We start from the raw sequence: 24,635 nt of genomic DNA on the forward strand, positions 1-24,635 counted from the left end.
CACGCCGGTAACGCGGGTTCGATTCCCGCACGGGTCACCAAAGATCTAAAGCGCGAGAGCGCTTGAGATAGAGCTGTGCCGGGGGCACTCCTTATCCGGAATCTGGTCCGAGAGCCGAAAGCTCGAGGGCGAAGAGCCGGGCAGGCTGTGATGCCGAAGGCATTCCTTATTCAAAATCCGGTCCGAGGGCCGAAAGCTCAAGGGCGAAGGGCCGGGCAGGCTAATGTGCCGCAAGGCACACCTTATTGAGAATCCGACGCCGAAGGCGGCGGGTCCGCGAAGCGGACACAACCAAGGATCCAAAGGAGCCGGGCTCCTTTGAGCGAGCGTCGCCGCGAAGCGGCGCTCCGGCGAAGCCGGGCAGCGAGCCGTATGGCTGGTGTATATGACGCTGAGGTCCCACCTGTTCCCATCCCGAACACAGAAGTTAAGCTCAGCGGTGCCGACAATACTTGGAGGGTGACTTCCCGGGAAGATAGGTCTATGCCAGCTCCTGCCAGCGTACAATTGTTTTGTACGCTGGCATCTCAAATTCTTCATATTCCTCCTTAGCTCAGTCGGTAGAGCATGCGGCTGTTAACCGCAGGGTCGTCTGTTCGAGCCAGACAGGGGGAGCCAACAAATGGTACCGCTACCAGAGCGGTAGCGGTACATCTTCTTTTTACGGGCCATTAGCTCAGTTGGTCAGAGCCACCGGCTCATAACCGGTTGGTCCGGGGTTCGAGTCCCTGATGGCCCACCACAGGGATCAAGGATTTCCCGTGTATGGGGATACATTCGGGTGGGCAATATAGGGGTATAGCTCAGCTGGTAGAGCAGTGGTCTCCAAAACCACGTGCCGAGGGTTCGAATCCTTCTGCCCCTGCCACTTTTTCGCAGGCGGGCAGCCTGTACATGCTGATATAGCTCAGTCGGCAGAGCACATCCTTGGTAAGGATGAGGTCATCAGTTCGAATCTGATTATCAGCTCCAAGAAAAGACCGTGGACAAGCCTGTCCACGGTCTTTTTCGCGTTTGCTTCCTGCGTTACCGCGGCTGGCGGGACGGCGCCTCCCGCGCCTTGAAATAGGCGAGGATGTGCTCCCTGAACTGCTCGGCCAGCGGGGTGAACGGCTTGTCGATCTGCCAGGAGAGGTTGTAGGAGCGGGAGCAGAGCGGATCGTCGAGGTGGAGCAGCTTCACCCCTTCGGGAAACGCCCCCCAGCTCTGGGCAGCCAGGAAGCCGACCCCCTCGCCCGCTGCGATAAGCTTGGCGACCATTTCGGTGCCGTCGCAGGTATAGACGACGTTCGGCTTGAAGCCCGCCTGGAAGCAGAAGCCGTTGGTCTCCTCGGTCCAGCTCGTGGAGCGGATGAGCCCGATGAACTCCTCGTTTCGCGCCATGCGCAGCGGAATGTGGTCGTAAGCGGCCAGAGGATGCCCGGCAGGAACCCCCAGCACCAGCTCCTCGGTGAAGAGGGGGAGGGAGGCGCACTTGTTGAGCGGGATGTTGACCGCGTGGATGTAGAGGTCGCAGTCGTAGAGGAACTTGGATTTGGTGTAGTTTTTGATGACCTCGAAGGTGGCGCCGGGGTGTGCGCGGCGGAAGCTCCGGATCAGCTCGATCAGGTAGAGTTCGCCGGTGATGTTCGTCTGCAGGCGGATGGGCGCGGTCGAAGGGTTCTCGATCTCGCGGACCGCGCTGACGCCGCGGTCGACTGCGTCGATCGCGAGCTCGGCGTATTTGAGAAACGCGTGTCCGTATTCGTTGAGCGCGATGCGGCGCCCGGACCGCTGGAACAGGGCCACCCCCACCTCGTCCTCGAGCAGGGAGATGGCCTTGCTCAGGGCCGGCTGGGAGATGAGCAGCTTTTCCGCCGCTTGGGAGATGTTTTCGGTCTGGGCCACGGCCCGGAAGTATCGGAGCCGGAGTATATCCATGCAGAGTCCCCCTCTTCGCCGGTTGAAGGCGCTTTCTTTCATCTTACCACCCCTCCTTTCAAATCGCCAGCCAGAAAAAGGAAGCCGCCCCCATGCGCCTGCATGGGGGCGGCTTTTTTGGCTTTTGTTCAGACAGGGAAGAAGAACACGGCCGCGGTGAAGAGCAGCCCGGCGCCCAGCATGATGGCGGTGCTGTACCCCATGATGTCCTTGGCCTTGAGCCCGGTGAAGCCGAGCAGCGCGAGCGCCCAGAAGGGCTGGCACATGTTGGTCCACGAGTTGCCGTAGGCCACCGCCTGGCAGGCCTTGAGCACATTGCCACCCGCGATCATGCGGACCGACTCGACGGCGATGGGACCCTGCACGGCCCACTGGCCGCCGCCCGACGGGACGAACATGTTGACGATCGAGGCGCTCAGGAAGGTCCAGAAATAGAAGGTGAAGGGGGTGCTGATTGAGGCGATCGCGCCCGCCAGAATCGATACGAGGCCGGAATACTTGATGATGCCCATAATCCCGGCGTAGAGCGGGAACTGGAAGATGATGCCCGAGGCGCTCGAGGTGGAGCGCGCGAAGGCGGACACGTAGTTTGCGACGGTGCCGTGGAGCAGCAGGCCGCCGAAGATCAGGATGGCGTTGAGGAGGTTGAGGTCGAACGCCGCGAAGCCCTTGGTGACGAACGCGTAGACGACGTAGAGGATGCCCATGCCGCCGATGATCCAGCAGAAGGCATGACTGTTGTTGAGCAGCTCGCCCACCGACGCGTTCTTTTTTTCGGCCTTTTCGGAGAGGATTTCCCCGGCGGGCTCCTCCACAACCCGCAGCGCGTAGTCGGGGATGGGACGGACGTTGTCCCCCTTGGGGTGGAGCAGGTAGGCGAAGAGGGGCAGCAGGACGATGAAGCCCGCCGCCAGGAAGAGGTTCATCGGGTTGAAGATGTAGCTGTTGAGCGGGATGAGGCCGATCTCCGACTCAAGGAAGTGTCCGGGCGTCGCAATCGAAAGGCCCACCGAGTTGGAGAAGCCGACGCACCAGGTCATCTGTCCGAGGTAGGCGCAGGCGACCAGCAGGCCGTATTCGCAGGGGACGCCGCGGCGGCGGAAGTTGCGCGCGATGCTCTTGGCGAGCAGCGCGCCGCCCGCGAGCGAGAGGCCGAACTGCACATAGGAGAGCAGGATGGTGACGGCGGCCACGAGGAAGGCCGCCTGCGGGCCGTTTTGGGGCAGGGAGGCGACCCGGTTGATGGCGCGCTTGGCCACCGGCGCGTCGGCCACCACCGCGCCGCCGATGATGCAGATGGCCATCTGCATGGCGAAGGTCAGCAGCTCCCACAGCCCGGCGTACCAGTTGCCCAGCACGGCGGCGGGGGAGAGGCGCTTCATGACCATGGCCAGCAGGAAGGCGAGGATGGTAAGCGCGATGGCGAAGATGGTGGGATCGGGCATGTACTTCTGGGAAACCCGCGTGAAGGAATTGCCCATGCGGATGAGCAGGCTGTCCTTGGCTTCGGCGGCGGAATTCGGTTTACTCAAAACATTCACCCCTTTGTCAGCGTTCGGTTGTGCGTTCCGGCCGGCCGTCAGTCGGCGAGGAAGTCGAGGCTGATCGTCTCGTTCTCTTTTTCGACGATCCCCTGAAGCAGGCAGGCCATATCGACCAGGTCGTTCACGTTCAGCAGCTCGACCGGCGAGTGGGAGTAGCGGCGCGGGATCGTGAAGGAGGCCTGCGGGATGCCGTCCCCGGCGTAGGCATACTCGGCGGCGTCGGTGGTGGAGAGGAAGCCGACCAGCGAGAGCCACTGCACCGGCAGGCCCTGCGCCGCCGACTGGTTTTCGATCGCCCTGCGGATTGCGGGATGCACGCTGCTGAAGACGCCGTACTGGTGGGAGCAGTCGCAGCCGTCCGCGAGCAGCACGGCCGGCCCCTTTCCGATCGAAATGGGGAGCAGGCCGCGGCGGGGCTGGTCGGGGGTGTCGCCCGAGGGGACGGTGTCGACGGCGATGACATAATCGGGATGCACGGCGTGGCCGAGCGCGCGCGCCCCCACCATGCCGACCTCCTCACGGCAGGTGGCGCCAACCACGAGGGTGCCTGCGAAATCGCCGTCCGCGCAGAGCTTCATCAGTTCGCACACCACGGTGCAGCCGGCGCGGTTATCCATCGCGCGCCCGCAGAGAAAGTCGGGGTTGGCCATCTCGGAGACGGTGTCCGCGAAGACGGCGCGGTCGCCCTCCCGGATCCCCAGCGCCCGGACCTCGCCGGCGGAGGAGCAGGCCACGTCGATGTAGAGGTCCTTCGCGCCGCGCACGGTGCGGGCCTCCTCGGGGGTCATGAGGTGGCCGGGCTTCGCGCCGATCACGCCGGGTACCCGGTTCCTGCCGATCCACACCTTACGGCCGACCATCAGGTTTTCGGGCACGCCGCCGAGCTTGTCGAAGGCGAGAAAGCCGTCCTCGTAGATGTATTTGACGCAGAAGCCGATCTCGTCCGAGTGGGAGGCGATCAGGACGGTGGGGCCGGGGCGGCTGCCCCGTTTGACGGCGGTGAGGTTGCCCAGCGTGCTCACCTTCACCTCGTCGGCATAGGGCTTGAGGCGGGCGGCCATCGCCCGGACGACGTCCTGCTCCTCGCCCGACACGCCGATGATCGAGGTGAAATCGCAAAGCATTTCTTTCATTTCCTGTTTGACAGCGGTGCGTTCCATAGACCCTTCTCCTTTTCAAAATGAACTGATTTCTGGTGAATATGAACTATATTGATACTATCACGGTATTTATTCTATGAAAAATACCGATTTTTCATATCGAGCAAACCGGATCGGTTATAAGCGGCGCGGAGGGACGGGGGAATCCGGGGCGGTTCGTCGCCCTCTTTCGCGCAGTTTTTCTCCCGGGCCGGGGTATACTGGGCAAGGAAATGTTGGAAGGACATTCCCCAACAGGTAAGATGAAGGAGGATTTCACAATGAAAAAAGTACTGGCTTTGCTCCTTGCGCTCGCGTGCGCGCTCCCGCTCGGCGTGGCCGCCGCCGCGGCGACGGGCGACGCGATCCCCTACCCGAACATCGGCCTCGTGGTGGAGAGCGACCTCTGCGACGGGGACGGCGCCGTCTATTCCGCCGCCGATGTGATCGCGCCGGACACCACCGTCTACTTTCCGATCGAAGAGGCGGCGGTCAGCAAGCTCACCGACAAGGATTTCTTCAAGGTCAAGACTGACAAGGGCGACGACAACTCGAAGATGATCCAGAAGGTCAGCGTGACCGAAAAGAACTTCGGCACGGGCGGCCGGATCAAGGGCCGCTGGGTCGCGGTGAAGATCGAGCTCAAGCAGGACATCACCGACAACGAATACAAGCTCACCCCCGAGGTGACCTTCACGGCCAAGGAGAAGGTGACGATCGGCGGCCAGGAGTACGCCGAGGGCCAGAAGTTCTCCATCAAGTTCAAATTCTTCATGGGCAACACGACCGAGAACGCCGACCAGGATTATATGGCGGGCGACGGCGGCGTGGTCCTCGAGCCGAACAAGAACGAGGATAACGAGATCACCTGGGAGGACGAGAACCGGACGCTCGCGCGGCTCGCCTTTGAGAGCGACGACGACGCCAAAAAGCTCTTCCCCAAGATGACCACCAAGTGGGACGACCAGGATTACGCCGACTACTTTGCCGACCAGGACGCCTTCCTTTTCGACTTCATCGGCGCCCCCCGCATCTCCTCCACCAGCCGCGCCACCTTTGAGATCTACAATCCCTACTACGATTCCGACGAGGACGCCCTGACGGTCGACCCGTCCGACGTGGTGATCTACCAGGTGATCGACGGCGAGCTGGTCGACGTGACGCCCGCCTTCTCGGCGGTCGAGACGGACGACGGGGACTATGTCTTCCGCTCCAAGACCCGCCAGCTCGGCACCTATGTGGTCGCCGAGATGCCGATCGCGGCGGCGGCGCGCGCCGAGCGCCCCGCCGAAAAGCCCGTCAAGGAGGCCCCCGCCAGGCCCGCGCCGACCGAAAAGGCGATCCTGCCTTCCTTCGCGAAAAAATAACGGCACCCCATTTTGTTCCCGTCCGATCCGGCGGGCGGAAACGGGAAAAGCAGCCGCGCTCCGCGCGGCTGCTTTTCTTTTTCGGCGGCGTCTGGATAAAAGTGACAAACCGGTTACAAACGAAATTCCATAAAATGGAATAGTTACAATGTGGTTACATCGTGGTTACAAACTCGTTACAATTGTGAAAATAATTTTAACAAATTTGCATTTTCCTCTTGATTTTCGCATAGAATGTGGTATATTATAAGTAAGCAAAAATACAGAACGTAAAATGATCTGTAGAAATTATCCCAAAAGTTACAATCTGTAACTTTTAAAGGAGGCAACAGCCGTGAAAAGAAAGAATCATCCGCTCCGAACCGGGGTCCTCGCGGCCGTTGCCGCGTTTATCGCCCTCTCCGTTTTCGCAGGCGGCTTCATCGAGATCTCCCGCGATGCAGGCCTCGCCCGCTGGTTTACCGATACCGCCGTCTACCTGGTCGTGAACAAGTTCGGCTCCAAGCTGTTCGCTTCGCTCGTGATCGGCTGCGGCGCGGCCTTTGCCAACAGCATGATCGCTTACGGCAGGGCCGTCAAATCCCAAAAGCGCGCGCGGGCGACCCGCGTGCGGTTCACTCCCGGCGACTCGGGCATGGAGCGTACCGCCTAAACCGCTTTTCATTTTTTTCTCCTAATTCATAAAAAGAGCGCCGGCATTCGAAAGAATGCCGGCGCTCTTCTTCCGCCCTTTTGCGCCGGGCGGATGCTAAGCGAGGACGTAGGGCGCCAGGTGCCCGAGCAGGAGCAGCACCCCCAGCGAGAGCACGCAGTAGAGCAGGATTTTCCAGGTGGGCGGCGTGGGCCGCTTGAAGATAGACATACCAATGCCCCCAATGCACAAAATACCTCGTCCAGTTTAGCACAAGTTCGGCAAAAAGGGAAGGGCTCGCCGGAACCCCTTGTACGCCGCCGGGGATTTATGGTATACTGGAACCACTCGTGAAAAGGGCGGCCGCCCGCGGCCGCCCGGGGGACGCGTCGGACGCCTGCCGGATTCCGCGCGGTGCAGGTTCGCGCCCTCCGCCTACTCAAAATATGTGCCGGAGCGCGGCGGCGGAATGGATGATTGTGATGTATCAGGACATGATGGACACGATTGGGTTCGTCTCCAAAACCGACCCCGAGGTCGGCGCGGCGATGGGACGGGAGCTGGCCAGGCAGCGCCGCAACATCGAGCTGATCGCTTCGGAGAACATCGTCAGCCCCGCGGTGCTCGCCGCGATGGGCTCGGTGCTCACCAACAAGTACGCCGAGGGCTACCCCGCCAAGCGGTATTACGGCGGCTGCCAGAACGTCGACGAGGTGGAAAACATCGCCATCGAGCGCGCCAAGAAGCTCTTCGGCGCGGAGCACGCGAACGTGCAGCCCCACGCTGGCGCGCAGGCGAACCTCGCGGTCTATTTCGCGCTGCTCGAGCCGGGCGACACCGTGCTGGGCATGAGCCTTGCCGACGGCGGCCACCTGACCCACGGCTCCCCCGTGAACCTCTCGGGCAAGTACTATAAGTTCGTCTCCTACGGCGTCGACCCCGTCACCGAGGTCATCGACTACGACAAGGTGCGGGAGATCGCGCTCGAATGCAAGCCCAAGCTGCTCGTCGCGGGCGCGTCGGCCTATCCGCGCGTCATCGACTTCGAGCGCCTTTCGGCGATCGCCAGGGAGGCCGGCGCCTATTTCATGGTCGACATGGCGCACATCGCGGGCCTGGTCGCCGCGGGCGAGCACCCCAGCCCGGTGCCCTACGCCGACATCGTGACCACCACCACCCACAAGACGCTGCGCGGCCCGCGCGGCGGCATGATCCTCTGCCGCGAGGAGCTCGGCAAGAAGATCGACAAGGCGATCTTCCCCGGCATGCAGGGCGGCCCGCTCGAGCACATCATCGCCGCCAAGGCGGTCTGCTTCGGCGAGGCGATGACCCCCGAATTCAAGGCCTACCAACACCAGATCGTCCTCAACTGCCGCGCGCTCTCCAAGGCGCTCACCGCGCGCGGCTTCCGCCTCATCTCGGGCGGCAGCGACAATCACCTCGTGCTGCTCGACCTGCGCAACTTCGGCATCACCGGCAAGGACTTCGAGAAGAAGCTCGACGAGGTCTACATCACCGTCAACAAAAACGCCATCCCCAACGACCCGCAGAGCCCCTTCATCACGAGCGGCGTGCGCGTCGGCACCCCTGCCGTCACCAGCCGCGGCTTCGTCGAGGCGGACATGGAAAAGATTGCCGAGTTCTTCTACCTCACCGCCACGGACTTTGATAACAAGGCCGACGAGATCCGTGCCGGCGTTGAAGCCCTCTGCGCCAAGTACCCGCTCTACGAATAGAGTTACGGACTTTTTTGTCGGCTTTCTTGTCGGCTTTCTTGAAAGAAAGCCTTGGCAAAGAACGTTTGGTTCAGGCTGCGCGCCCTGCCCCGGGGCCGGCCGCCGCCCGTGCGGCGGAACCGCGCCGCACGGCGCGCGTCTGCGGCCGCGGGCGGCGTTTTGCCTGAACCAAACGGTTTGCGCCGCTTATGAAGAAGCGGCCCTGCCGTCATCCCAGCCGCCGCCGGCAGGCGGCGGCTCGTTTTCTTTCGGAGGTGATTTTTATGGCGGCTCCGCTGGCGGACCGCATCCGGCCGCAGACCCTCGACGACGTGGTGGGGCAGGAGCACCTGCTCGCGCCCGGGATGGTGCTGCGGCGGATGGTCGAGACGGGCAGCATCCCCAATTTGATCTTCTACGGACCGTCGGGGGTCGGCAAGACGACCGTTGCGTCGATCATCGCGAAAAAGGCGGGCAAAAAGCTCGTCCGCCTCAACGGCACCACCGCCTCGACGCAGGACATCCGCGACGCGGTGGCCGCGCGCGACACGATCGACGGGCTGGGCGGGGTGCTTCTCTACCTCGACGAGATCCAGTACCTCAACAAAAAGCAGCAGCAGTCGCTGCTTGAGTGCATCGAGGACGGTTCGGTCACGCTGATCGCCTCCACGACCGAGAACCCCTATTTCTACGTCTACGGCGCGGTGCTCTCCCGCAGCACGGTGTTCGAGTTTAAGCCGGTCACCCCTGCGGATACGGCGCGCGCCGTCCGGCGCGCGTTCGAGGCCGCGGGGGAGGACGGCGGATACGTCCTCGCGGAGGGCGTGGTGGAATACATCGCGCAGGCGTGCGGCGGCGACGTGCGCAAGGCAGTCAACGCGGTCGAGCTGCTCGCGCTCGCGGCCGGCGGCCAGCGGGAGATCACCCTGGAGGACGCGAAGCAGGTCGCGCAGAAGAGCGCGATGCGCTACGACCGCGAGGGCGACGAGCACTACGACCTGCTCTCCGCGCTGCAAAAATCCATCCGCGGCTCGGATGAAAACGCCGCCCTCCACTATCTCGCGCGACTGCTCGAGGCGGGCGACCTGCTCTCCCCCTGCCGCCGCCTGCTCGTGATCGCCAGCGAGGACATCGGGCTGGCCTATCCGATGGCGATCGCCGTCACCAAGGCGTGCGTCGACGCGGCGGTGCAGATCGGCCTGCCCGAGGCGCAGATCCCGCTGGCCGAGGCGGTCGTGCTGCTCGCGACCGCGCCCAAGTCGAACGCCTCCTGCATGGCGATCGAGGAGGCGATGGCCGACGTGCGCGCCGGGAAGTCCGGCCCGCCGCCCCGCTGCCTCCAGAACAGGCACTTCGACGGCGCGGACGTCAAAAATCCCGGCCAGTTCTACCGCTATCCGCACGACTATCCCAACCACTACCTGCGCCAGCAGTACCTGCCCGACGCCCTGCGCGACCGGGTCTACTACCGGTTCGGGGACAACAAGACGGAACAGGCGGCCAAAGCCTATCGTGAAAAGCTCCTGCGCGAGGCCGCTCCGGAGAAAGGGGAATGACGCGATGAAACGGCTGATTGCCATGCTCCTCTGCGCCTGCCTGCTCCTGGCGGGGTGCGGCATCCCCGATCCGCCCCGCCAGGAGCAGGCAGGCGCAGAGGAGCATGGTTCCGTGCCGGAGCAGACCGCCTCCTCGCATCCGGAGGCGTCCTCCGCGCCCGCCGAACAGCCGGGCATCGAGGCCGAGCCGCCGCCGGAGGAATCCCTTTCCCCGGCGCGGACGGCGGAGCTGCTGGCCGCCGCGCTTCGGGAGGGGGACGTCCCCGCGCTCGAGGCGCTGGCCAATCCCGCCTTCGGCGTGGAGGGCAAGCTCGACTACTGGAAGGCGGTTTCAATCGACAGCGTCTCGCATGGGGAACCGGAACAGGACGGCGAAGATTGGCTCTGCCGATTCACGCTGGAGGTGTCCGACCCGGGCGAAACGCCCCTCAAGACGGGTGAAAACGCCTGTGTCGCGCGGATCGGCTGTGCGCCCTACGGCATGTGGGACCGCTATTCGGTGCTGTCCTTCGCGCCCGCGGGCAAGGAGATACCCGGCACGGAGCTGTCGCGGAGCGCCGCCGCGCGGCAGGTCCGGTGGATGCGCGATTTCGCCTTTTTCGAGACGTTCGACGACCCGGCGGAGATCGACCGTGGGGCGCTGCTCGACTTCCTGCTCGGGACGGCCGCGCGGGACTATCCCGAGGAGGAGGCGACCCCGATCGGGATCGGCTCCGGCCTCGGCTATACCCAGGCGCAGCTCGACGCGGTTGCTGAAACCTATTTTGGCCTGACCGGCTTCGTCATGACCGATTCGCCCCTCTACGACGCGGAGAGCGGCTGCTATGGGCTCAACGGGCACGGCGGCGGCTACCGCAACGAGCGGATTGTGCGGATCGACGAGGGCGCGGACCGGTGCGACGTCTGGATCGAACAGTACGGCGAGCCGTTCCAGCTCCTGCCGAACGGCGCCCTCCGGTATACCCTCGCGCCCAACGGCGACGGCAGCTTCCGGTACCTCTCGGTGAAGGCGTTCCCGGCTGTGCCGGAATCATAGCGGAAAGAGGTGATCACGGGCAATCCGGCCCGTTCACATAACAAAACGCGGGGATCAAAACACGGCCCGGTTGGTAGTCCGGGCGCGGCGGTAGCCGTCAGTAACCTGCCTCCTAAGGTTGTCCGTTCCCCGCGGCGAACACTTTTTTAGGAGGAACGGCAAATGGACATTCGCGGCAGGACAACGGTTTATTTCGAGGACCCGTTCTGGGTCGCGGTTTGCGAGGTTTCCGAGGGCGGAAAGCTGCGCGCCGCGCGGGTGGTGTTCGGCGCGGAGCCGAAGGACTACGAGGTTTACGGGTATTTCCTCGATCACTGGCGAAGGCTGCGGTTCAGTCCGCCCGTCCCCGATGGGGAAAGCGCCGCAAGGCAGATCAATCCAAAGCGGATGCAGCGGGAGATCGCGCGCGGGCTTGCCCGGACGGGAACGGGGACCAAGGCGCAGCAGGCGGTGAGCCTGATGCGCGAGGAAGCGGCGCGCGAGCGCAAGGTGAACGCAAAGGCGCGCGCCGAAGAGGAAAAGGCGCAGCGGTACGCGCTGCGCCAGCAGAAGAAAAAGGAAAAGCACCGGGGCCGCTAGGCCCCAGAAGAGGGAAGGGGGCTTTGCGGATTTCTGCAAAGCCCCCTTCCCTTATCCAAAACGTTGCGACTGGTGACACATTTCGCCACAGGCTGATCAGATCCTGCTATCCTTGTAAGGGCCACATGGCCCAAAAACTTACAAGGAAGGTGAAGGGATGCCGATTGACGGGGATATTCTCAAAGAACTGCGCAGGGACCAGGGCTATACTCAAGAAGAGATGGGGCGGATATTCGGGCTGTCTGTGAAAGCCTACTCGAGCCGGGAAACGGGACGGACGAAGACCAGCATCGAAATGCTGGAAAAGATGGCGGATCATCTGGGCACCTCAACCGATTATCTGTTGGGACGCACAGCGGTTGAAAAGCCCTACCCACCACGGCGGCGCAGGTAAAAAGGAACCCCGGGACGGCGCGCCGTCCCGGGGTTCCTTTTATGTATCGTTTAGTCTCCGTCGAACACTGTTTCGATCAGCCGGTCGGAGCAGTCGGGCGAATAACGCCACCGGTTCAGGTGCCCCTCCGTGAGAAAATAGCGGGTGGGCTGGGCGCGCCACGAGGCCTCAAAGGAATCGACGATGATGAGCTTTACCTTCATCTTTTCCGGGATGAGGCTTTTGATATAGACGCTCGCGTGCTGGCCGACGGCCACTCCCTCGCGCGGTTCCGCAAGCCCGGCGAGGTTGGGGGAAAGCTCGACGAACACGCCGTATTCCTCCACCGAACGCACGATGCCCGCCACCGTCTCGCCCGCCGAGAACATGGCGGCGTTTTCGCTCCAGGTGCCGAGCAGCTCCTTGTGGGAGAGGGAGACGCGCCCGCCCGGTTCAAGCGCCTTGACGACCGCCCTGATGTCCTGCGCGGGGGAGAAGCGGTCGCGCGGGTGGGAGATTCGGCTGATGGAGATTGCGTCGATCGGGATGAGGGAGGGGATGCCGCAGCCGATATCCACGAAACACCCGAACGATTCCAGATGGGTGACACGCGCGTCGATGATGTCGCCGGGGACGAGGGACGCGATATAATTGTCCTGGCACTCCTGCTGGACCGCGCGGCGGGACAGCTGGGGGATGACGGTGCCGTCGGACGCTTTGACAAAGCCGGTGATGCGGTAGCAGACCGGCTTGTTGACTCTGGAGATGATGGCGATGTCGCGGGTGGTGCCCTCCGCGATCCCGAGCGCCGCTTCGTCGCGCGGGATGATTCCGCGCCATGCGCCCATGTCCACAATCAGGTTGTGGTCGGGGTCGCAGACGACCGCGCGGCTTTCCAGGATGCGCCCCGAGGCGTGCGCCTCCTGAAGGGCGCTCAGCGAGTGGAACGCCTGCCGGTTCGCCGGGGTATCTATCAGCAGTCCTTCCGGTTTGTAGTTTGGCATTTTGTGAGCCCTCCTCTTTCAACATACCCCATTTATATGAGCGCGTGGGGCGGAATAGAAGATGGATTTGCCTTTGGATTGCCGCTCGGGGAGCGGCGAAGACCTCGTTGATTTGCCACGCTGCGCCCGGCGGGGCTTTAGATGCGCTCCTCGCCTGCGGCGAGCGCCGCAGAGCGGCGACGCGCATTCAAAGAGGGCCACAGGCGCCACTTGTCCCTACGGGACAAATGGTGTCCCCATTCGGGCTGTCGCTTCGCGACCCCTTTGGATTCCCCGTAGGGAGTCGCCATGCGACCCGGCCCTGCGGGCCGGAACCCTAAGCGGAGCCGCCTTCGGCGGCAAAAATCGCGAGCGCGTTCCGCCGCGCGGCGGTTTTGGGTTTTCCGCCCTGCGGACGGACGGCCTTTTTCGCGCCCCTCCGGGGCGTTCCAGATGTGCCGCCTGCGGCGGCGGAGATTGCCGGGTCCCGCCCCGGCGGTGGTTTTGGATTTGCCGCGCTGCGCACGGCGGGGCTTTCGCGGGAATTGCCGCCCGTGGGCGGCAAGAATCACGGGCGCGTTCCGCCGCGCACCACGGGTTCCTTTTCGGACGGACGAAAAGGAACGAAAAGTCCGCCTAAGGGGGCTCCACCGCCCCCTTAGGGATCCCCTGGAGTACCTTGCCATAACCCGCAGACTACCGCCGCTCCCCACGGGTACACAAGCTGAGGGCTCAATTCAGGTTGCGGACGCACCCAACAACGCACACCGGATGGCTCGCCGGGGACCCGCGGCGAAGCCGCGCAGTTTTCCGCCTCCGCGTGGGCGCTGCGCGCCACGCAAAAGCGGCCGTGCCTCCCCGAATGTATTTTCGGTACGGTTCCGGAGGCTCGCCGGCAGAAGCATTGCGCCCGCGGCGCGGCGGCGGGCGGGATGCTGTACACCCGTCCGCTGATCCGTGACAGGGCGCCGCCGACTTTGGCCGAAGGCCAACCGGAGGCGGCGCGGGGGTCAAGGGGTTCTCCCCTTGCGGTTTCTTTCCCCCATTTCTTGTCCGCACAAGAAATGGGGCCGCCTGCCGGGGCGGAACCCGGCAGGCTACGCTGCTCCCTGAGCAGCAAGCCTAAAACCGCCGTCGGTCAACCACCGACAAACTGTGCCGCTCGCTGAGCGGCAAACCTGAAACAGCCGTCGGCCGGCCACCGACATACTCCTCCGCCCGTGGGCGGAAAAAAGGAAAATTCACAACTCGCGCCTTGCGTTAGAAATAGTTCTTCTGTATAATAATAGATTGTAGTATTCCAAGGAAACGTGTCGGGAGGCGGGTAGAATGGATATCCAGATCGGCGATGTGCTCATCATGAAAAAACCGCACCCCTGCGGGGAAAACCGCTTCACGGTGGGCCGTGTGGGGATGGATTTCCGCATCCGCTGCGTCGGCTGCGGGCGCGAGGTGATGGTGCCGCGCGCCAAGGTGGAAAAGAACATCAAAAAGGTTTTGCGCGGCGAAACCGAGCTCGGGCGGGAAGAACTCAAAATCCGGCATTTGTAGCAGCCTTTCCCATCCGCTGAAAAGAGAAACACACAGGAGGGAACGGCATGTTTGACAAACTGGATACGGTGGCGGCGCGCTTCGAGGAGCTCGGGATGCGCCTGATGGAACCGAACGTGACAAGCGACCCGGCCAGATACACCGAGCTGATGAAGGAATACCGGCGGCTGGAGCCGATCGTTGAAAAATACCGCGAATACAAATCCGCCAAAGAGGCCTTTGACGAGGCGAAGGAGATGCTCGACGAGGGGGGCCTCGACCCCGAGATGCGCGCGCTCGCGCAGGAGCAGTACGACGAGAACCGCGAGGTGATCGAGTCCGCGTCGCAGGAGCTGAAAATCCTGCTGCTGCCGCGCGACCCGAACGACGACAAGAACGTCATAGTGGAGATCCGCGGCGGCGCGGGCGGCGAGGAGGCGGCCCTCTTCGCGGGGGTGCTCTACCGCATGTATACGATGTACGCGGAGTCGCGCGGCTGGCAGTGCGAGGTGCTCGGCGCCAACGAGACCGAGCTGGGCGGCTTTAAGGAGATCAGTTTTTCGATCAGCGGCGAGGGCGCCTACTCCCGCCTCAAATATGAAAGCGGCGTCCACCGGGTGCAGCGGGTGCCCGAGACGGAGACGCAGGGGCGCATCCACACCTCGACGGTGACCGTCGCGGTGCTGCCCGAGGCGGAGGAGGTCGACTTCGAGCTCGACCCCAGGGATTTGCAGATCGACGTGTTCCGTTCGTCGGGCGCGGGCGGCCAGCACGTCAACAAGACCTCCTCGGCCATCCGCGTGACCCACCTGCCCACCGGCATGGTGGTCGAGTGCCAGGACGAGCGCAGCCAGTATAAGAATAAGGACAAGGCGCTCAAGGTCCTGCGCTCCCGCCTGCTGGACCAGAAGGTGCGGGAGCAGAACGACCAGATCGCCTCCGAGCGCCGCTCGCAGGTGGGCACGGGGGACCGTTCGGAGCGCATCCGCACCTACAACTATCCGCAGGGCCGGGTGACCGACCACCGCATCGGGCTGACCCTCTACAAGCTCGACGCGATCCTCGACGGCGCGCTCGACGAGCTGCTCGACGCGCTGATGACCCACGATCAGGCGCAGAAGCTGCAGGCCGCGCAGGAGGAATGAACCGATTTTGGAGATGAAACCTTGCAGACAAAACTTCTGAAAATCACCGATATCAGCCGCGATTCCGCGGCGCTCGACGAGGCGGCCGCGCTGCTGAGGCAGGGGAAGCTCGTCGCCATCCCGACCGAGACGGTCTACGGGCTTGCGGCAAACGCCCTCGACCCCGCCGCCGCGAAGGCGATCTACGCGGCCAAGGGCCGCCCGAGCGACAACCCGCTCATCGTGCACGTCTCCTCGCTGGAGGAGGTCGCGCCGCTCGTTCGCGAGCTGCCCGCCGCGCTCGAACGGCTCGCCGGGCAGTTCTGGCCAGGGCCGATGACGGTCATCCTGCCGAAATCCGGCCGCGTGCCAAAGGAGACGTCGGGCGGGCTCGACACGGTGGCGGTCCGCATGCCCGCCCACCCGGTCGCGCGGGAGCTCATCCGCCGCGCGGGGGTCCCGCTCGCGGCGCCGTCGGCGAACCTCTCCGGCTCGCCCAGCCCCACCTGCGCGCGGCACTGCGTCGACGATTTGACCGGCCGGGTGGACGCGATCGTCGACGGCGGGGAGTGCGACGTGGGGGTGGAATCGACCGTGCTCACGCTGTGCACCGACCCGCCGCGGGTGCTCCGCCCCGGCGCGGTGACGCTTGAAATGCTGCGGGAGGTGCTGCCGGACATCGAATACGACCCGGGCGTCTTCGAGCACCTGCCCGACGACCGAAAGGTCGCCTCGCCCGGCATGAAGTACAGGCACTATTCCCCCAAGGCGCGGGTCGTGCTCGTGCGCGGGAGCCTCGGGCAGTTCAAACGGTTCATCGCGGCGCAGAAGCACGCGTTCGGCATCCTCTGCTTCGAGGGGGAGGAAAAACACTTCACACAAAAATGTATTACCTACGGCGCGGAAAGCGACCCCGCATCCCAGGCGCACCGGCTGTTCGACGCGCTGCGGGAGGTCGACCGCGACGGGCTGACGCTCGTATACACCAGGGTATCTGACGACGAAGGAATTGGACAGGCTGTGTACAACCGGCTGCTGCGCGCGGCCGGGTTCGACGAGGTTCTACTATAGGGAAGGCGGGAAACGTTTTGAAAAGTCAGAATACCATGATCATCGGCCTGACGGGGCAGACGGGCGCGGGCAAATCCACTCTGAGCGGGATGTTCGCCGGACGCGGCGTGCCGGTCATCAACGCGGACGCGGTGGCGCGGGAGACGATGGAGCACAGCCGGGCGTGCCTGATGGACCTCGTGCTCGAGTTCTCCACCGAGGTCATCCACCCCGACGCGACCCTCAACCGGGAAAAGCTGGCGGAGATCTGCTTTTCCGACCGCGCCAAATTAAAACGCCTCAATGAGATCACCTATCCATACATTATCGCGGCGATCATGCGTAAAATAGAGGAGATCAGCGCGTCGGGCGCGCCGATGCTGCTGCTCGACGCGCCGACCCTTTTCGAGTCGGGGCTCGATAAAAAATGCGACTGGATCGTGGCGGTGACCGCCGACCGGGAGGTCCGCCTGCGCCGCATCATCGCGCGGGACGCGATGACCGAGGAGGCGGCCGAACGCCGCGTGAGCGCCCAGAACCGCGACGGGTTCTATACCTCGCGCGCGGACGATATACTGACCAATGACGGGGACCAAGACGAGCTGCGCCTCGCCTTTTCGGAGCTCTATGCCCGCCTGGAAAGGCTGGCGGCGGACGGTGCGGGGCGCCGGGCGCGCGCCGCGGAACCGGAGGCCGTGCCCGCGGACGGATCCGGCGCGGAGACGGAGGCGGACGGCGGGGAGGACCCCGACGACGGCGGCTTTGAGGAGCTGACCGGGACGGACGAATGAACGGAGGGGAGCGGACATCAGACGCGCTGTCAAACTGGGCTTTGAACTGCTGCTGCTCCTGCTGGCGGTGTGGGGGGCGGCAGGTCTCGCGAAATACGGCTTCGACCGCTACTACCATGGCGCCTACCCGATGAAATACACCGAGCTGATCGACGCGGCCTGCGAGGAGAAGGGCCTTGACCGCGCGCTCGTCTACGCGGTGGTGCGCACCGAGAGCGGCTTCGACCCGCGGGCGCGGTCAAACGTGGGCGCGCAGGGGCTCATGCAGCTCATGCCCGACGCGTTCGACTGGGTGCAGATGCGCAAGGGGGGCGGCGAAGCCCCGAAGGGGGAGGACTGCTTCGACCCGGCGACCAACATCGAATACGGCACGTCGATGCTGCGCATCCTGCTCGACGAGTTCGGCACGGTGGAAAACGTCCTCTGCGCCTACCACGCGGGCTGGGGCAGCGCCAAGCAGTGGCTGGGCGACCCCGCCCACGCGCCCGACGGCGAGCACATCACCGACATCCCCTTCGACGACACCCGCGCCTATGTGGCGAAGGTGAAAAAGACGATGGAGGTCTACCGGAGACTCTATGATCTGTAAGAACAGCCGCCGCGCGTTCCAGGCCCGGCGGCCGGTTTTTGCGGCGGCAATAGAAATCACACTACAGGAGGTTTTACAGCTATGGATAAAGAGAACAGGACCGCGGGCGAGCTGCTGCAGGAGAAGCTCTGCATCAACCGCAGGAACATCGGGCTGACCGCGACCGACGGGGAGGAAGCGGCGGCGCAGGCGTTCTGCGAGCCCTACAAGCAGTTCCTCGACGCCTGCAAGACCGAGCGCGAGGCGGTCACCTACATCGTGGCCAGGGCGCAGGCGGCGGGCTACAAGCCCTTCGATCCCAAGGAGGTCTATCTGCCGGGCGACCGGGTCTACTACAACAACCGCGGCAAGGCGGTCATCCTCTCGACGATCGGCACCCGCCCGATGTCCGACGGGGTGCGCATCATGGCCAGCCACATCGATTCCCCCCGCCTCGACCTCAAGCCCAACCCGCTCTATGAGGAGGCGCAGCTCGCCCTCTTCAAGACCCACTACTACGGCGGCATCAAAAAGTACCAGTGGGGCGCGATCCCGCTGGCGCTGCACGGCGTCATCGTCAAGAAGAACGGCGAGACGATCACCTGCGCGATCGGCGAGGCCGAGGACGACCCCGTCTTCACCGTGACCGACCTGCTGCCCCACCTCGCACAGGAGCAGATGAAGCGCACCCTCGCCGAGGGGCTCAAGGGGGAGGAGCTCAACGTGCTCGTCGGCTGCCGCCCCTTCAAGGACGACAAGGTGAGCGAGAAGGTGAAGCTCAACATCATCCGCCTGCTCAACGAGAAGTACGGCGTCGTCGAGGAGGACTTCCTCTCCGCCGAGCTGACCGCGGTGCCGCAGTTTAAGGCCCGCGACGTCGGGCTCGACCGCTCGATGGTCGGCTCCTACGGCCACGACGACCGCGTCTGCGCCTACACCTCGCTGATGGCCGAGCTCGAGGCCGAAAACCCCGCGTATACGACCGTCACCGTCTTCACCGACAAGGAGGAGACCGGCTCGGACGGCAACACCGGCCTCAACTCCAACTACCTGAAATACTTCATCAAGGACCTCGCCGGGATGCACGGGCTCTCGGGCCGCGAGGTGCTCTCGAAATCCACCTGCCTGTCGGCGGACGTGAACGCTGCCTACGACCCGACCTTCGGCGACACGCTGGAAAAACGCAACTGCGCCTACCTCAACCAGGGCGTCGTCGTGACCCAGTACACCGGCGCGCGCGGCAAGAGCGGCACGAGCCAGGCGTCCGCCGAGTTCATGGCCGAGATCCGCAACCTGCTCGACGACGCGAAGGTCGTCTGGCAGACGGGCGAGCTCGGCAAGGTCGATCTGGGCGGCGGCGGCACCGTCGCGATGTATATCGCGGCGCTCAACGTCGACGTGGTCGACGTGGGCGTGCCGGTGCTCTCGATGCACGCCCCCTTCGAGGTCGTCTCCAAGCAGGACGTCTACCAGACCTACCGCGCCTTCCGGGCGTATATCGCCGCGAAATAGCGGGCCCCGTTCCCGCCGCCCGCAGCCGCGGGCGGCAGCCTCCCGGCCGCCGGAGAGCGGCAGATTTTCCAACAGTCAGGATGGTTCGTTTGTTTGACTTCTTAGGTCCCTTTTCGCTGATCGTCTACTTCGCGGTCGGCATCATCATCGGCGTGACAATTTTCCCGCTCAGGTGGCTCCGGCTCAACGGATGGCTTCAGACGGTGGGCATCGCGCTCACCCTCTTTTCAATGGGCGCGTCGATGGCGGGCAGCCCCACCTTCCTCACCGACCTGCGCACGGCGGGCGTGCGCGCCTTTCTTTTCGCGGCGGTGACGATCGCGGGCTCGGTGCTGCTGGTCTACATACTCTCCCGGATCACCCTGCCGCGGCAGGTGCGGAAAAAGGAGGATGCGGAATGATCCTCTTCGCGCTCGGCAGCCTTCTGCTCGGCATCCTGTGCGGGTACTTCCTCTTTCCGCCCGAGGCGGTCCCGGTGATGGACAGGCTCATGTCCTACGCGCTCATGCTGCTGCTTCTCTCGGTCGGCATCGAGGTGGGCACCAACAAGACGGTCTTCCGCAAGATCCGCGAATACAACGTGCGCATCCTCGTCATCCCCTTCGGGGTGGCGGTCGGCTCGATCGCGGGCGGGCTGCTGCTCGGCTTTTTCCTCGGCATGCCGGTGAACGAGAGCGCGGCCGTCTCCTCCGGGTTCGGCTTCTACAGCGTGTCGGCGGTCATCCTGCGGGGGCTCGGCGGCGCGCAGCTCGGGACGGTCGCGTTCATGACCAACGTCCTGCGGGAGCTGATGGCCTTTCTGATGATCCCCTTCGTGGCGCGGCATTTCGGGCGCTACGCGGCGGTCGCGCCGTCGGGCGCGACCGCGATGGACACCACCCTGCCGGTGATCGCGCGGGCGACCGACGACGAGACGGCGCTGATCGCGGTGATTTCGGGCGTGGTGCTCACGGCGCTCGTGCCGGTGCTCGTGCCGCTCCTCTACAACCTGCTCTAATCGAAAACAGCCGCCCGGAGGGCGGCTGTTTTCAGTCATAAAACGGGGGAGGGTAAGCGTTTTTCCGGCCGCGGTGCCGGATCATCAAAAAAACCGGCCCAATCGGGCCGGTTTTTTGTCGGATTGGAGCATACGGTTTTTCTTGACAGGATTGACCGGATGTGGTAAACTAATATACTGTATCAAAATGGCTATTTCTGCGGAGATTTAAAAAAATTATAGCACGTTTCGACAGATTTGGCAATAGTGATCTGCAAAATTTACGGGAGATTCTTTAAAATCCTGTCTGTTTTGCACAACATTGTGGATAGATATCTCTGGCGCCGGTGCCGGGCGCGGCGGATCGTGCGTCCCGGGTCGCAAAAAAATTTTCCGGGGCGTAAATCAGAAGAATGGAGTGAGCAAAGCCTATGGTGAATGTCAAGCCAGTAACGCAGGGCAAAACGACTCGTATGAGTTTCGCGCACATCGACGAGGTTCTGCAGATGCCGAACCTGATCGAGGTGCAGAAGAACTCCTACCAGTGGTTCCTTGACGAGGGGCTCAAAGAGGTGTTCAAGGACGTCTCGCCGATTACCGATTATCAGGACAACCTGGTGCTCGATTTCATCGACTATCGTCTGGACGACAAGCCGAAGTACACCATCGAGGAGTGCAAGGAGCGTGACGCGACCTATGCGGCTCCCCTGCGTGTGCGCGCGAGCCTGCTCAACAAGGAGACCGGCGAGGTCAAAGAGCAGGATATTTTCATGGGCGATTTCCCGCTGATGACGGAGAGCGGCACCTTCATCATCAACGGCGCGGAACGTGTCATCGTTTCGCAGCTGGTCCGTTCGCCGGGCGTCTACTACGGCGCGGCGCACGACAAGAGCGGCAAAGAGCTCTACAGCGCCACCGTCATCCCCAACCGCGGCGCGTGGCTGGAATATGAGACCGACTCCAACGATGTCTTCTACGTCCGCATCGACAAAAACCGCAAGCTGCCGGTGACCACCTTCATCCGCGCGCTCGGCCTGGGCTCCAACGAGCAGATCATCGAGTTCTTCGGCGACGACGAACGGGTGATGGCGACGCTTGAGAAGGACCCCACCGCCAACACCGAGGAGGCGCTGCTCGAGGTCTACCGCAAGCTGCGCCCCGGCGAGCCGCCGACGGTCGATTCGGCCCAGAGCCACATCGACGCGCTCTTCTTCGATCCCCGCCGGTACGACCTGTCCAAGGTCGGCCGCTACAAGTATAACAAAAAGCTGTCCCTGCCGCCGCGTATTTTGGGCAACACCCTCTCGCGCCCGGTGGCGGACCCGATGACCGGCGAGCTGATCGCGGACGCCGGCGCGGTGATCTCCCGCGAGCTGGCCGAGCGGATCGGCCGCAGCGGCGCGGACACCGTCTACCTGAGTCTCGGCGAGGACCGCGAGCTCAAGGTCATCTCCAACGGCATGGTCGACATCAAGGACTTCGTGTCCTTCGACTGCGCGCCTCTCGGCATCAACGAGAAGGTACGCTTTGCCGTGCTACGTGAGATCCTCGAGCAGAGCGAGGGGGAGGACGCCCTCCGGGAGGCGATCGCCTCCCGCCGCGACGAGCTCATCCCCAAGCACATCATCAAGGACGACATCTTCGCCTCGATCAACTACCTGTGCGGGCTCGGCCACGCCATCGGTACGGTGGACGACATCGACCACCTCGGCAACCGCCGCATCCGTTCGGTCGGCGAGCTGCTCCAGAACCAGTTCCGCATCGGCTTTTCCCGCATGGAGCGCGTCATCCGCGAGCGGATGGCGACCCAGGCGCAGGACATGGACGTCGTGACCCCGCAGGCGCTCATCAACATCCGCCCGGTCGTGGCCTCGATCAAGGAGTTCTTCGGCTCCTCGCCGCTCTCCCAGTTCATGGACCAGACCAACCCCCTCGCGGAGCTCACCCACAAGCGCCGCCTGTCGGCGCTCGGACCCGGCGGCCTCTCCCGTGACCGCGCCGGATTCGAGGTCCGCGACGTGCACTACAGCCACTACGGCCGCATGTGCCCGATCGAGACCCCTGAGGGCCCGAACATCGGACTGATCTCCTACCTCGCGACCTTCGCGAAGATCAACGAATACGGCTTCATCGAGGCGCCCTACCGCCGCGTCGACAAGGAGACGGGCGTGGTGCTCGACGAGGTCGAGTATATGACCGCTGACATCGAGGATATGTATATCGTGGCGCAGGCCAACGAGCCGCTCACCGACGACCACAAGTTCGCCAACGAGAAGGTCAGCGTCCGCTACCGCGACGCGGTCATGGTCTGCGAGCGCGAGAAGGTCGACTATATGGACGTCTCGCCGAAGATGGTCGTCTCGGTCGCGACGGCGATGATCCCCTTCCTCGAGAACGACGACGCCAACCGCGCGCTGATGGGCGCGAACATGCAGCGCCAGGCGGTGCCTCTGCTCGTGCCGGAGGCGCCCATCGTGGCGACGGGCATGGAGTACAAATCCGCCGTCGACTCGGGCGTCGCGGTCGTCTCCAAGCACGCGGGCGTTGTGGATGCGGTGTCGGCCAACGAGGTCGTCATCCGCGACAGCGACGGCGAGCGCCATCCCTACCATCTGATTAAGTTTATGCGTTCCAACCAGGGGACATGCATCAACCAGCGCCCCATCGTCGCGAAGGGGGAGCAAATCGAGGTCGGCCAGGTCATCGCGGACGGCCCGTCCACCGCGGGCGGCGAGATCAGCCTCGGGCGCAACATGCTCGTCGGCTTCATGACCTGGGAGGGCTACAACTACGAGGACGCGGTGCTCATCAACGAGCGCCTCGTCAAGGACGATATCTACACCTCGATCCACATCGAGGAATATGAGATCGAGTCCCGCGACACCAAGCTGGGACCCGAGGAGATCACCCGCGACATCCCCAACGTCGGCGACGACGCGCTCAAGGAGCTCGACGAACGCGGCATCATCCGCGTGGGCGCCGAGGTGCGCGCCGGCGACATCCTCGTGGGCAAGGTCACGCCCAAGGGCGAGACCGAGCTCAACGCGGAGGAGCGCCTGCTGCGCGCGATCTTCGGCGAGAAGGCGCGCGAGGTGCGCGACACCTCCCTGCGCGTGCCGCACGGCGAATACGGCATCATCGTGGACGTGAAGGTCTTCACCCGCGAAAACTGCGACGAGCTCTCGCCGGGCGTCAACATGGTGGTCCGCTGCTATATCGCCCAGAAGAGAAAGATCTCGGTCGGCGACAAGATGGCCGGACGCCACGGCAACAAGGGCGTCGTCTCCCGGGTGCTGCCGCAGGAGGATATGCCCTACCTGCCGGACGGCCGCCCGCTCGACATCGTCTTAAACCCCCTGGGCGTCCCAAGCCGCATGAACATCGGGCAGGTGCTCGAGGTCCATCTCGGGCGCGCGGCGGCCGAGCTTGGCTGGAAGGTCATGACCCCCGTCTTCGACGGCGCGAACGAGAACGATATCGCCGACTGCCTCGAGCAGGCGGGGCTGCCGCGGGACGGCAAGACCTGGCTGCACGACGGGCGCACGGGCGAGCTGTTCGACCATCCGGTCACCGTCGGCTATATGTACTACCTCAAGCTCCATCACCTGGTCGACGACAAGATCCACGCCCGCTCCACCGGTCCCTACAGCCTCGTGACCCAGCAGCCGCTGGGCGGCAAGGCGCAGTTCGGCGGCCAGCGCTTCGGCGAGATGGAGGTGTGGGCGCTGGAGGCCTACGGCGCCGCCTACACCCTGCAGGAGATCCTGACGGTCAAGTCGGACGACGTGGTCGGCCGCGTCAAGACCTTCGAGGCGATCGTCAAGGGCAAGAACGTGCCGAAGCCGGGCATCCCGGAATCGTTCAAGGTGCTCATCAAGGAACTCCAGTCGCTCGGCCTGGACGTGCGCGTGCTGGATAAGGACGATCAGGAGATCGACCTCAAGCAGACGTTCGACGACGACGAAAATATGGGGCTGACCCCTGTGGATGACTCGCTGATGGACGGCGTCGAAGTGGCCTCCGAATTCGAGGACGGCTTCGACATCGAGCATCCGGACACGGAGGGCGAACCCGAGGGAGACATCGACCTGCTCGATGTGGACCTGGGGGACGCGGACCTCGAAGAGAGCTTCGACCCGATCGAGGCGCTCGGCCTGGACGGCATCGCGAGTGAGGACGACAGTTTCTGAGACGCGCATAACAGAATCACCGGCGTGTCCACACTGATTAGAAGAGAGGGG

20 protein-coding genes, 5 tRNA genes and 1 rRNA gene (1 of these 26 running past the window's edge) are annotated in these 24,635 nt (G+C 63.9%); 22 read left to right on the forward strand and 4 right to left on the reverse strand.

The annotated features are described in order from the left end of the window. The 6 genes from C1A13_RS03770 to C1A13_RS03795 form a co-directional block, all read left to right on the forward strand. Positions 1 to 40 (forward strand) — tRNA-Glu (locus C1A13_RS03770) (it extends 35 nt beyond the left edge of the window). A 335-nt stretch (positions 41 to 375) separates the two neighbouring features. Continuing rightward, positions 376 to 492: ribosomal RNA gene (gene rrf / locus C1A13_RS03775) — 5S ribosomal RNA — on the forward strand. A gap of 50 nt (positions 493 to 542) precedes the next feature. Further along, a tRNA-Asn gene (locus tag C1A13_RS03780) sits at positions 543 to 618 on the forward strand. 47 nt (positions 619 to 665) lie between these two features. Beyond that, positions 666 to 742 (forward strand) — tRNA-Ile (locus tag C1A13_RS03785). 50 nt (positions 743 to 792) lie between these two features. Beyond that, positions 793 to 868: transfer RNA gene (locus tag C1A13_RS03790), tRNA-Trp, on the forward strand. 28 nt (positions 869 to 896) lie between these two features. Then, a tRNA-Thr gene (locus C1A13_RS03795) sits at positions 897 to 972 on the forward strand. A 54-nt stretch (positions 973 to 1,026) separates the two neighbouring features. On the opposite strand, the gene C1A13_RS03800 is transcribed toward C1A13_RS03795, so the two are convergent. The 3 genes from C1A13_RS03800 to C1A13_RS03810 form a co-directional block, all read right to left on the reverse strand. Next, complete coding sequence (locus tag C1A13_RS03800; protein WP_172439156.1) at positions 1,027 to 1,920, reverse strand: LysR family transcriptional regulator; 894 nt, start codon at positions 1,918 to 1,920, stop codon at positions 1,027 to 1,029. 128 nt (positions 1,921 to 2,048) lie between these two features. After that, positions 2,049 to 3,452: a short-chain fatty acid transporter gene (locus C1A13_RS03805; protein WP_207654175.1), complete on the reverse strand. Its 1,404-nt coding sequence runs from the start codon at positions 3,450 to 3,452 to the stop codon at positions 2,049 to 2,051. A gap of 47 nt (positions 3,453 to 3,499) precedes the next feature. Further along, the gene (locus C1A13_RS03810) at positions 3,500 to 4,624 is read right to left on the reverse strand and encodes a M42 family metallopeptidase (RefSeq protein WP_101549255.1); all 1,125 of its coding nucleotides are present in this window, start codon (positions 4,622 to 4,624) and stop codon (positions 3,500 to 3,502) included. 260 nt (positions 4,625 to 4,884) lie between these two features. On the opposite strand from C1A13_RS03810, the gene C1A13_RS03815 reads away from it, so the two are divergent. From C1A13_RS03815 to C1A13_RS03845, 7 genes are all read left to right on the forward strand, one after another. Further along, entirely contained in the window at positions 4,885 to 5,970 is a 1,086-nt protein-coding gene (locus C1A13_RS03815) for a hypothetical protein (RefSeq protein ID WP_101549257.1), read from the forward strand. 334 nt (positions 5,971 to 6,304) lie between these two features. Then, on the forward strand, positions 6,305 to 6,622 hold the full coding sequence (locus C1A13_RS03820) for a hypothetical protein (protein ID WP_101549259.1): 318 nt from the start codon (positions 6,305 to 6,307) through the stop codon (positions 6,620 to 6,622). A gap of 461 nt (positions 6,623 to 7,083) precedes the next feature. Next, on the forward strand, positions 7,084 to 8,337 hold the full coding sequence (glyA, locus tag C1A13_RS03825) for a serine hydroxymethyltransferase (RefSeq protein WP_101549261.1): 1,254 nt from the start codon (positions 7,084 to 7,086) through the stop codon (positions 8,335 to 8,337). 263 nt (positions 8,338 to 8,600) lie between these two features. Continuing rightward, positions 8,601 to 9,872, forward strand: coding sequence for a replication-associated recombination protein A (locus C1A13_RS03830; protein WP_101549263.1), 1,272 nt, complete (start codon positions 8,601 to 8,603; stop codon positions 9,870 to 9,872). Between the two features lie 4 nt (positions 9,873 to 9,876). After that, positions 9,877 to 10,908, forward strand: a complete 1,032-nt coding sequence (locus C1A13_RS03835) for a hypothetical protein (protein WP_101549264.1) — start codon at positions 9,877 to 9,879, stop codon at positions 10,906 to 10,908. A gap of 162 nt (positions 10,909 to 11,070) precedes the next feature. Beyond that, entirely contained in the window at positions 11,071 to 11,487 is a 417-nt protein-coding gene (locus tag C1A13_RS03840) for a YjdF family protein (protein ID WP_101549267.1), read from the forward strand. A 157-nt stretch (positions 11,488 to 11,644) separates the two neighbouring features. Then, positions 11,645 to 11,881: a helix-turn-helix domain-containing protein gene (locus C1A13_RS03845; protein ID WP_101549268.1), complete on the forward strand. Its 237-nt coding sequence runs from the start codon at positions 11,645 to 11,647 to the stop codon at positions 11,879 to 11,881. Between the two features lie 50 nt (positions 11,882 to 11,931). Here the strand turns inward: C1A13_RS03845 and C1A13_RS03850 are convergent, their stop codons facing one another. Next, on the reverse strand, positions 11,932 to 12,864 hold the full coding sequence (locus C1A13_RS03850) for a S1 RNA-binding domain-containing protein (RefSeq protein WP_101549270.1): 933 nt from the start codon (positions 12,862 to 12,864) through the stop codon (positions 11,932 to 11,934). A 1,308-nt stretch (positions 12,865 to 14,172) separates the two neighbouring features. On the opposite strand from C1A13_RS03850, the gene C1A13_RS03855 reads away from it, so the two are divergent. The 9 genes from C1A13_RS03855 to rpoB all read left to right on the forward strand — a co-directional run bounded on the left by C1A13_RS03855 (position 14,173) and on the right by rpoB (position 24,584). After that, positions 14,173 to 14,394 (forward strand): DUF951 domain-containing protein, encoded by a 222-nt coding sequence (locus C1A13_RS03855; protein WP_101549272.1) that lies wholly within the window; start codon positions 14,173 to 14,175, stop codon positions 14,392 to 14,394. 47 nt (positions 14,395 to 14,441) lie between these two features. Next, positions 14,442 to 15,518, forward strand: a complete 1,077-nt coding sequence (gene prfA, locus C1A13_RS03860) for a peptide chain release factor 1 (RefSeq protein ID WP_101549275.1) — start codon at positions 14,442 to 14,444, stop codon at positions 15,516 to 15,518. A gap of 21 nt (positions 15,519 to 15,539) precedes the next feature. Further along, entirely contained in the window at positions 15,540 to 16,568 is a 1,029-nt protein-coding gene (locus C1A13_RS03865; RefSeq protein ID WP_101549277.1) for an L-threonylcarbamoyladenylate synthase, read from the forward strand. Between the two features lie 17 nt (positions 16,569 to 16,585). Beyond that, positions 16,586 to 17,338 (forward strand): dephospho-CoA kinase, encoded by a 753-nt coding sequence (gene coaE / locus C1A13_RS03870; RefSeq protein ID WP_242970809.1) that lies wholly within the window; start codon positions 16,586 to 16,588, stop codon positions 17,336 to 17,338. A 130-nt stretch (positions 17,339 to 17,468) separates the two neighbouring features. Continuing rightward, complete coding sequence (locus tag C1A13_RS03875; protein WP_101549279.1) at positions 17,469 to 17,927, forward strand: lytic transglycosylase domain-containing protein; 459 nt, start codon at positions 17,469 to 17,471, stop codon at positions 17,925 to 17,927. An 81-nt stretch (positions 17,928 to 18,008) separates the two neighbouring features. Beyond that, the gene (locus C1A13_RS03880) at positions 18,009 to 19,418 is read left to right on the forward strand and encodes an aminopeptidase (RefSeq protein WP_101549282.1); all 1,410 of its coding nucleotides are present in this window, start codon (positions 18,009 to 18,011) and stop codon (positions 19,416 to 19,418) included. Between the two features lie 89 nt (positions 19,419 to 19,507). Continuing rightward, a complete protein-coding gene (locus C1A13_RS03885) occupies positions 19,508 to 19,819 on the forward strand; it encodes a LysO family transporter (protein ID WP_101549284.1) in 312 nt (103 codons plus the stop codon). Further along, the gene (locus tag C1A13_RS03890; protein ID WP_101549286.1) at positions 19,816 to 20,415 is read left to right on the forward strand and encodes a lysine exporter LysO family protein; all 600 of its coding nucleotides are present in this window, start codon (positions 19,816 to 19,818) and stop codon (positions 20,413 to 20,415) included. The genes C1A13_RS03885 and C1A13_RS03890 overlap by 4 nt, the downstream gene beginning before the upstream one ends. Before the next feature lie 410 nt (positions 20,416 to 20,825). Beyond that, entirely contained in the window at positions 20,826 to 24,584 is a 3,759-nt protein-coding gene (gene rpoB, locus C1A13_RS03895) for a DNA-directed RNA polymerase subunit beta (protein WP_101549288.1), read from the forward strand. Positions 24,585 to 24,635: the final 51 nt, after the last annotated feature.

The organism is Anaerotruncus massiliensis (ex Togo et al. 2026) (assembly GCF_900199635.1).
Taxonomy (GTDB): Bacteria; Bacillota; Clostridia; order Oscillospirales; family Ruminococcaceae; genus Anaerotruncus; species Anaerotruncus massiliensis.

Coding starts and splice junctions, on each gene's coding strand:
- C1A13_RS03855 (WP_101549272.1), top strand. CDS start 14,173: ATGGATATCCAGATCGGCGATGTGCTCATCATGAAAAAACCGCACCCC.
- prfA (WP_101549275.1), top strand. CDS start 14,442: ATGTTTGACAAACTGGATACGGTGGCGGCGCGCTTCGAGGAGCTCGGG.
- C1A13_RS03830 (WP_101549263.1), top strand. CDS start 8,601: ATGGCGGCTCCGCTGGCGGACCGCATCCGGCCGCAGACCCTCGACGAC.
- C1A13_RS03815 (WP_101549257.1), top strand. CDS start 4,885: ATGAAAAAAGTACTGGCTTTGCTCCTTGCGCTCGCGTGCGCGCTCCCG.
- C1A13_RS03840 (WP_101549267.1), top strand. CDS start 11,071: ATGGACATTCGCGGCAGGACAACGGTTTATTTCGAGGACCCGTTCTGG.
- C1A13_RS03890 (WP_101549286.1), top strand. CDS start 19,816: ATGATCCTCTTCGCGCTCGGCAGCCTTCTGCTCGGCATCCTGTGCGGG.
- C1A13_RS03875 (WP_101549279.1), top strand. CDS start 17,469: ATGAAATACACCGAGCTGATCGACGCGGCCTGCGAGGAGAAGGGCCTT.
- glyA (WP_101549261.1), top strand. CDS start 7,084: ATGTATCAGGACATGATGGACACGATTGGGTTCGTCTCCAAAACCGAC.
- C1A13_RS03800 (WP_172439156.1), bottom strand. CDS start 1,920: ATGGATATACTCCGGCTCCGATACTTCCGGGCCGTGGCCCAGACCGAA.
- rpoB (WP_101549288.1), top strand. CDS start 20,826: ATGGTGAATGTCAAGCCAGTAACGCAGGGCAAAACGACTCGTATGAGT.
- C1A13_RS03880 (WP_101549282.1), top strand. CDS start 18,009: ATGGATAAAGAGAACAGGACCGCGGGCGAGCTGCTGCAGGAGAAGCTC.
- C1A13_RS03810 (WP_101549255.1), bottom strand. CDS start 4,624: ATGGAACGCACCGCTGTCAAACAGGAAATGAAAGAAATGCTTTGCGAT.
- C1A13_RS03850 (WP_101549270.1), bottom strand. CDS start 12,864: ATGCCAAACTACAAACCGGAAGGACTGCTGATAGATACCCCGGCGAAC.
- C1A13_RS03845 (WP_101549268.1), top strand. CDS start 11,645: ATGCCGATTGACGGGGATATTCTCAAAGAACTGCGCAGGGACCAGGGC.
- C1A13_RS03835 (WP_101549264.1), top strand. CDS start 9,877: ATGAAACGGCTGATTGCCATGCTCCTCTGCGCCTGCCTGCTCCTGGCG.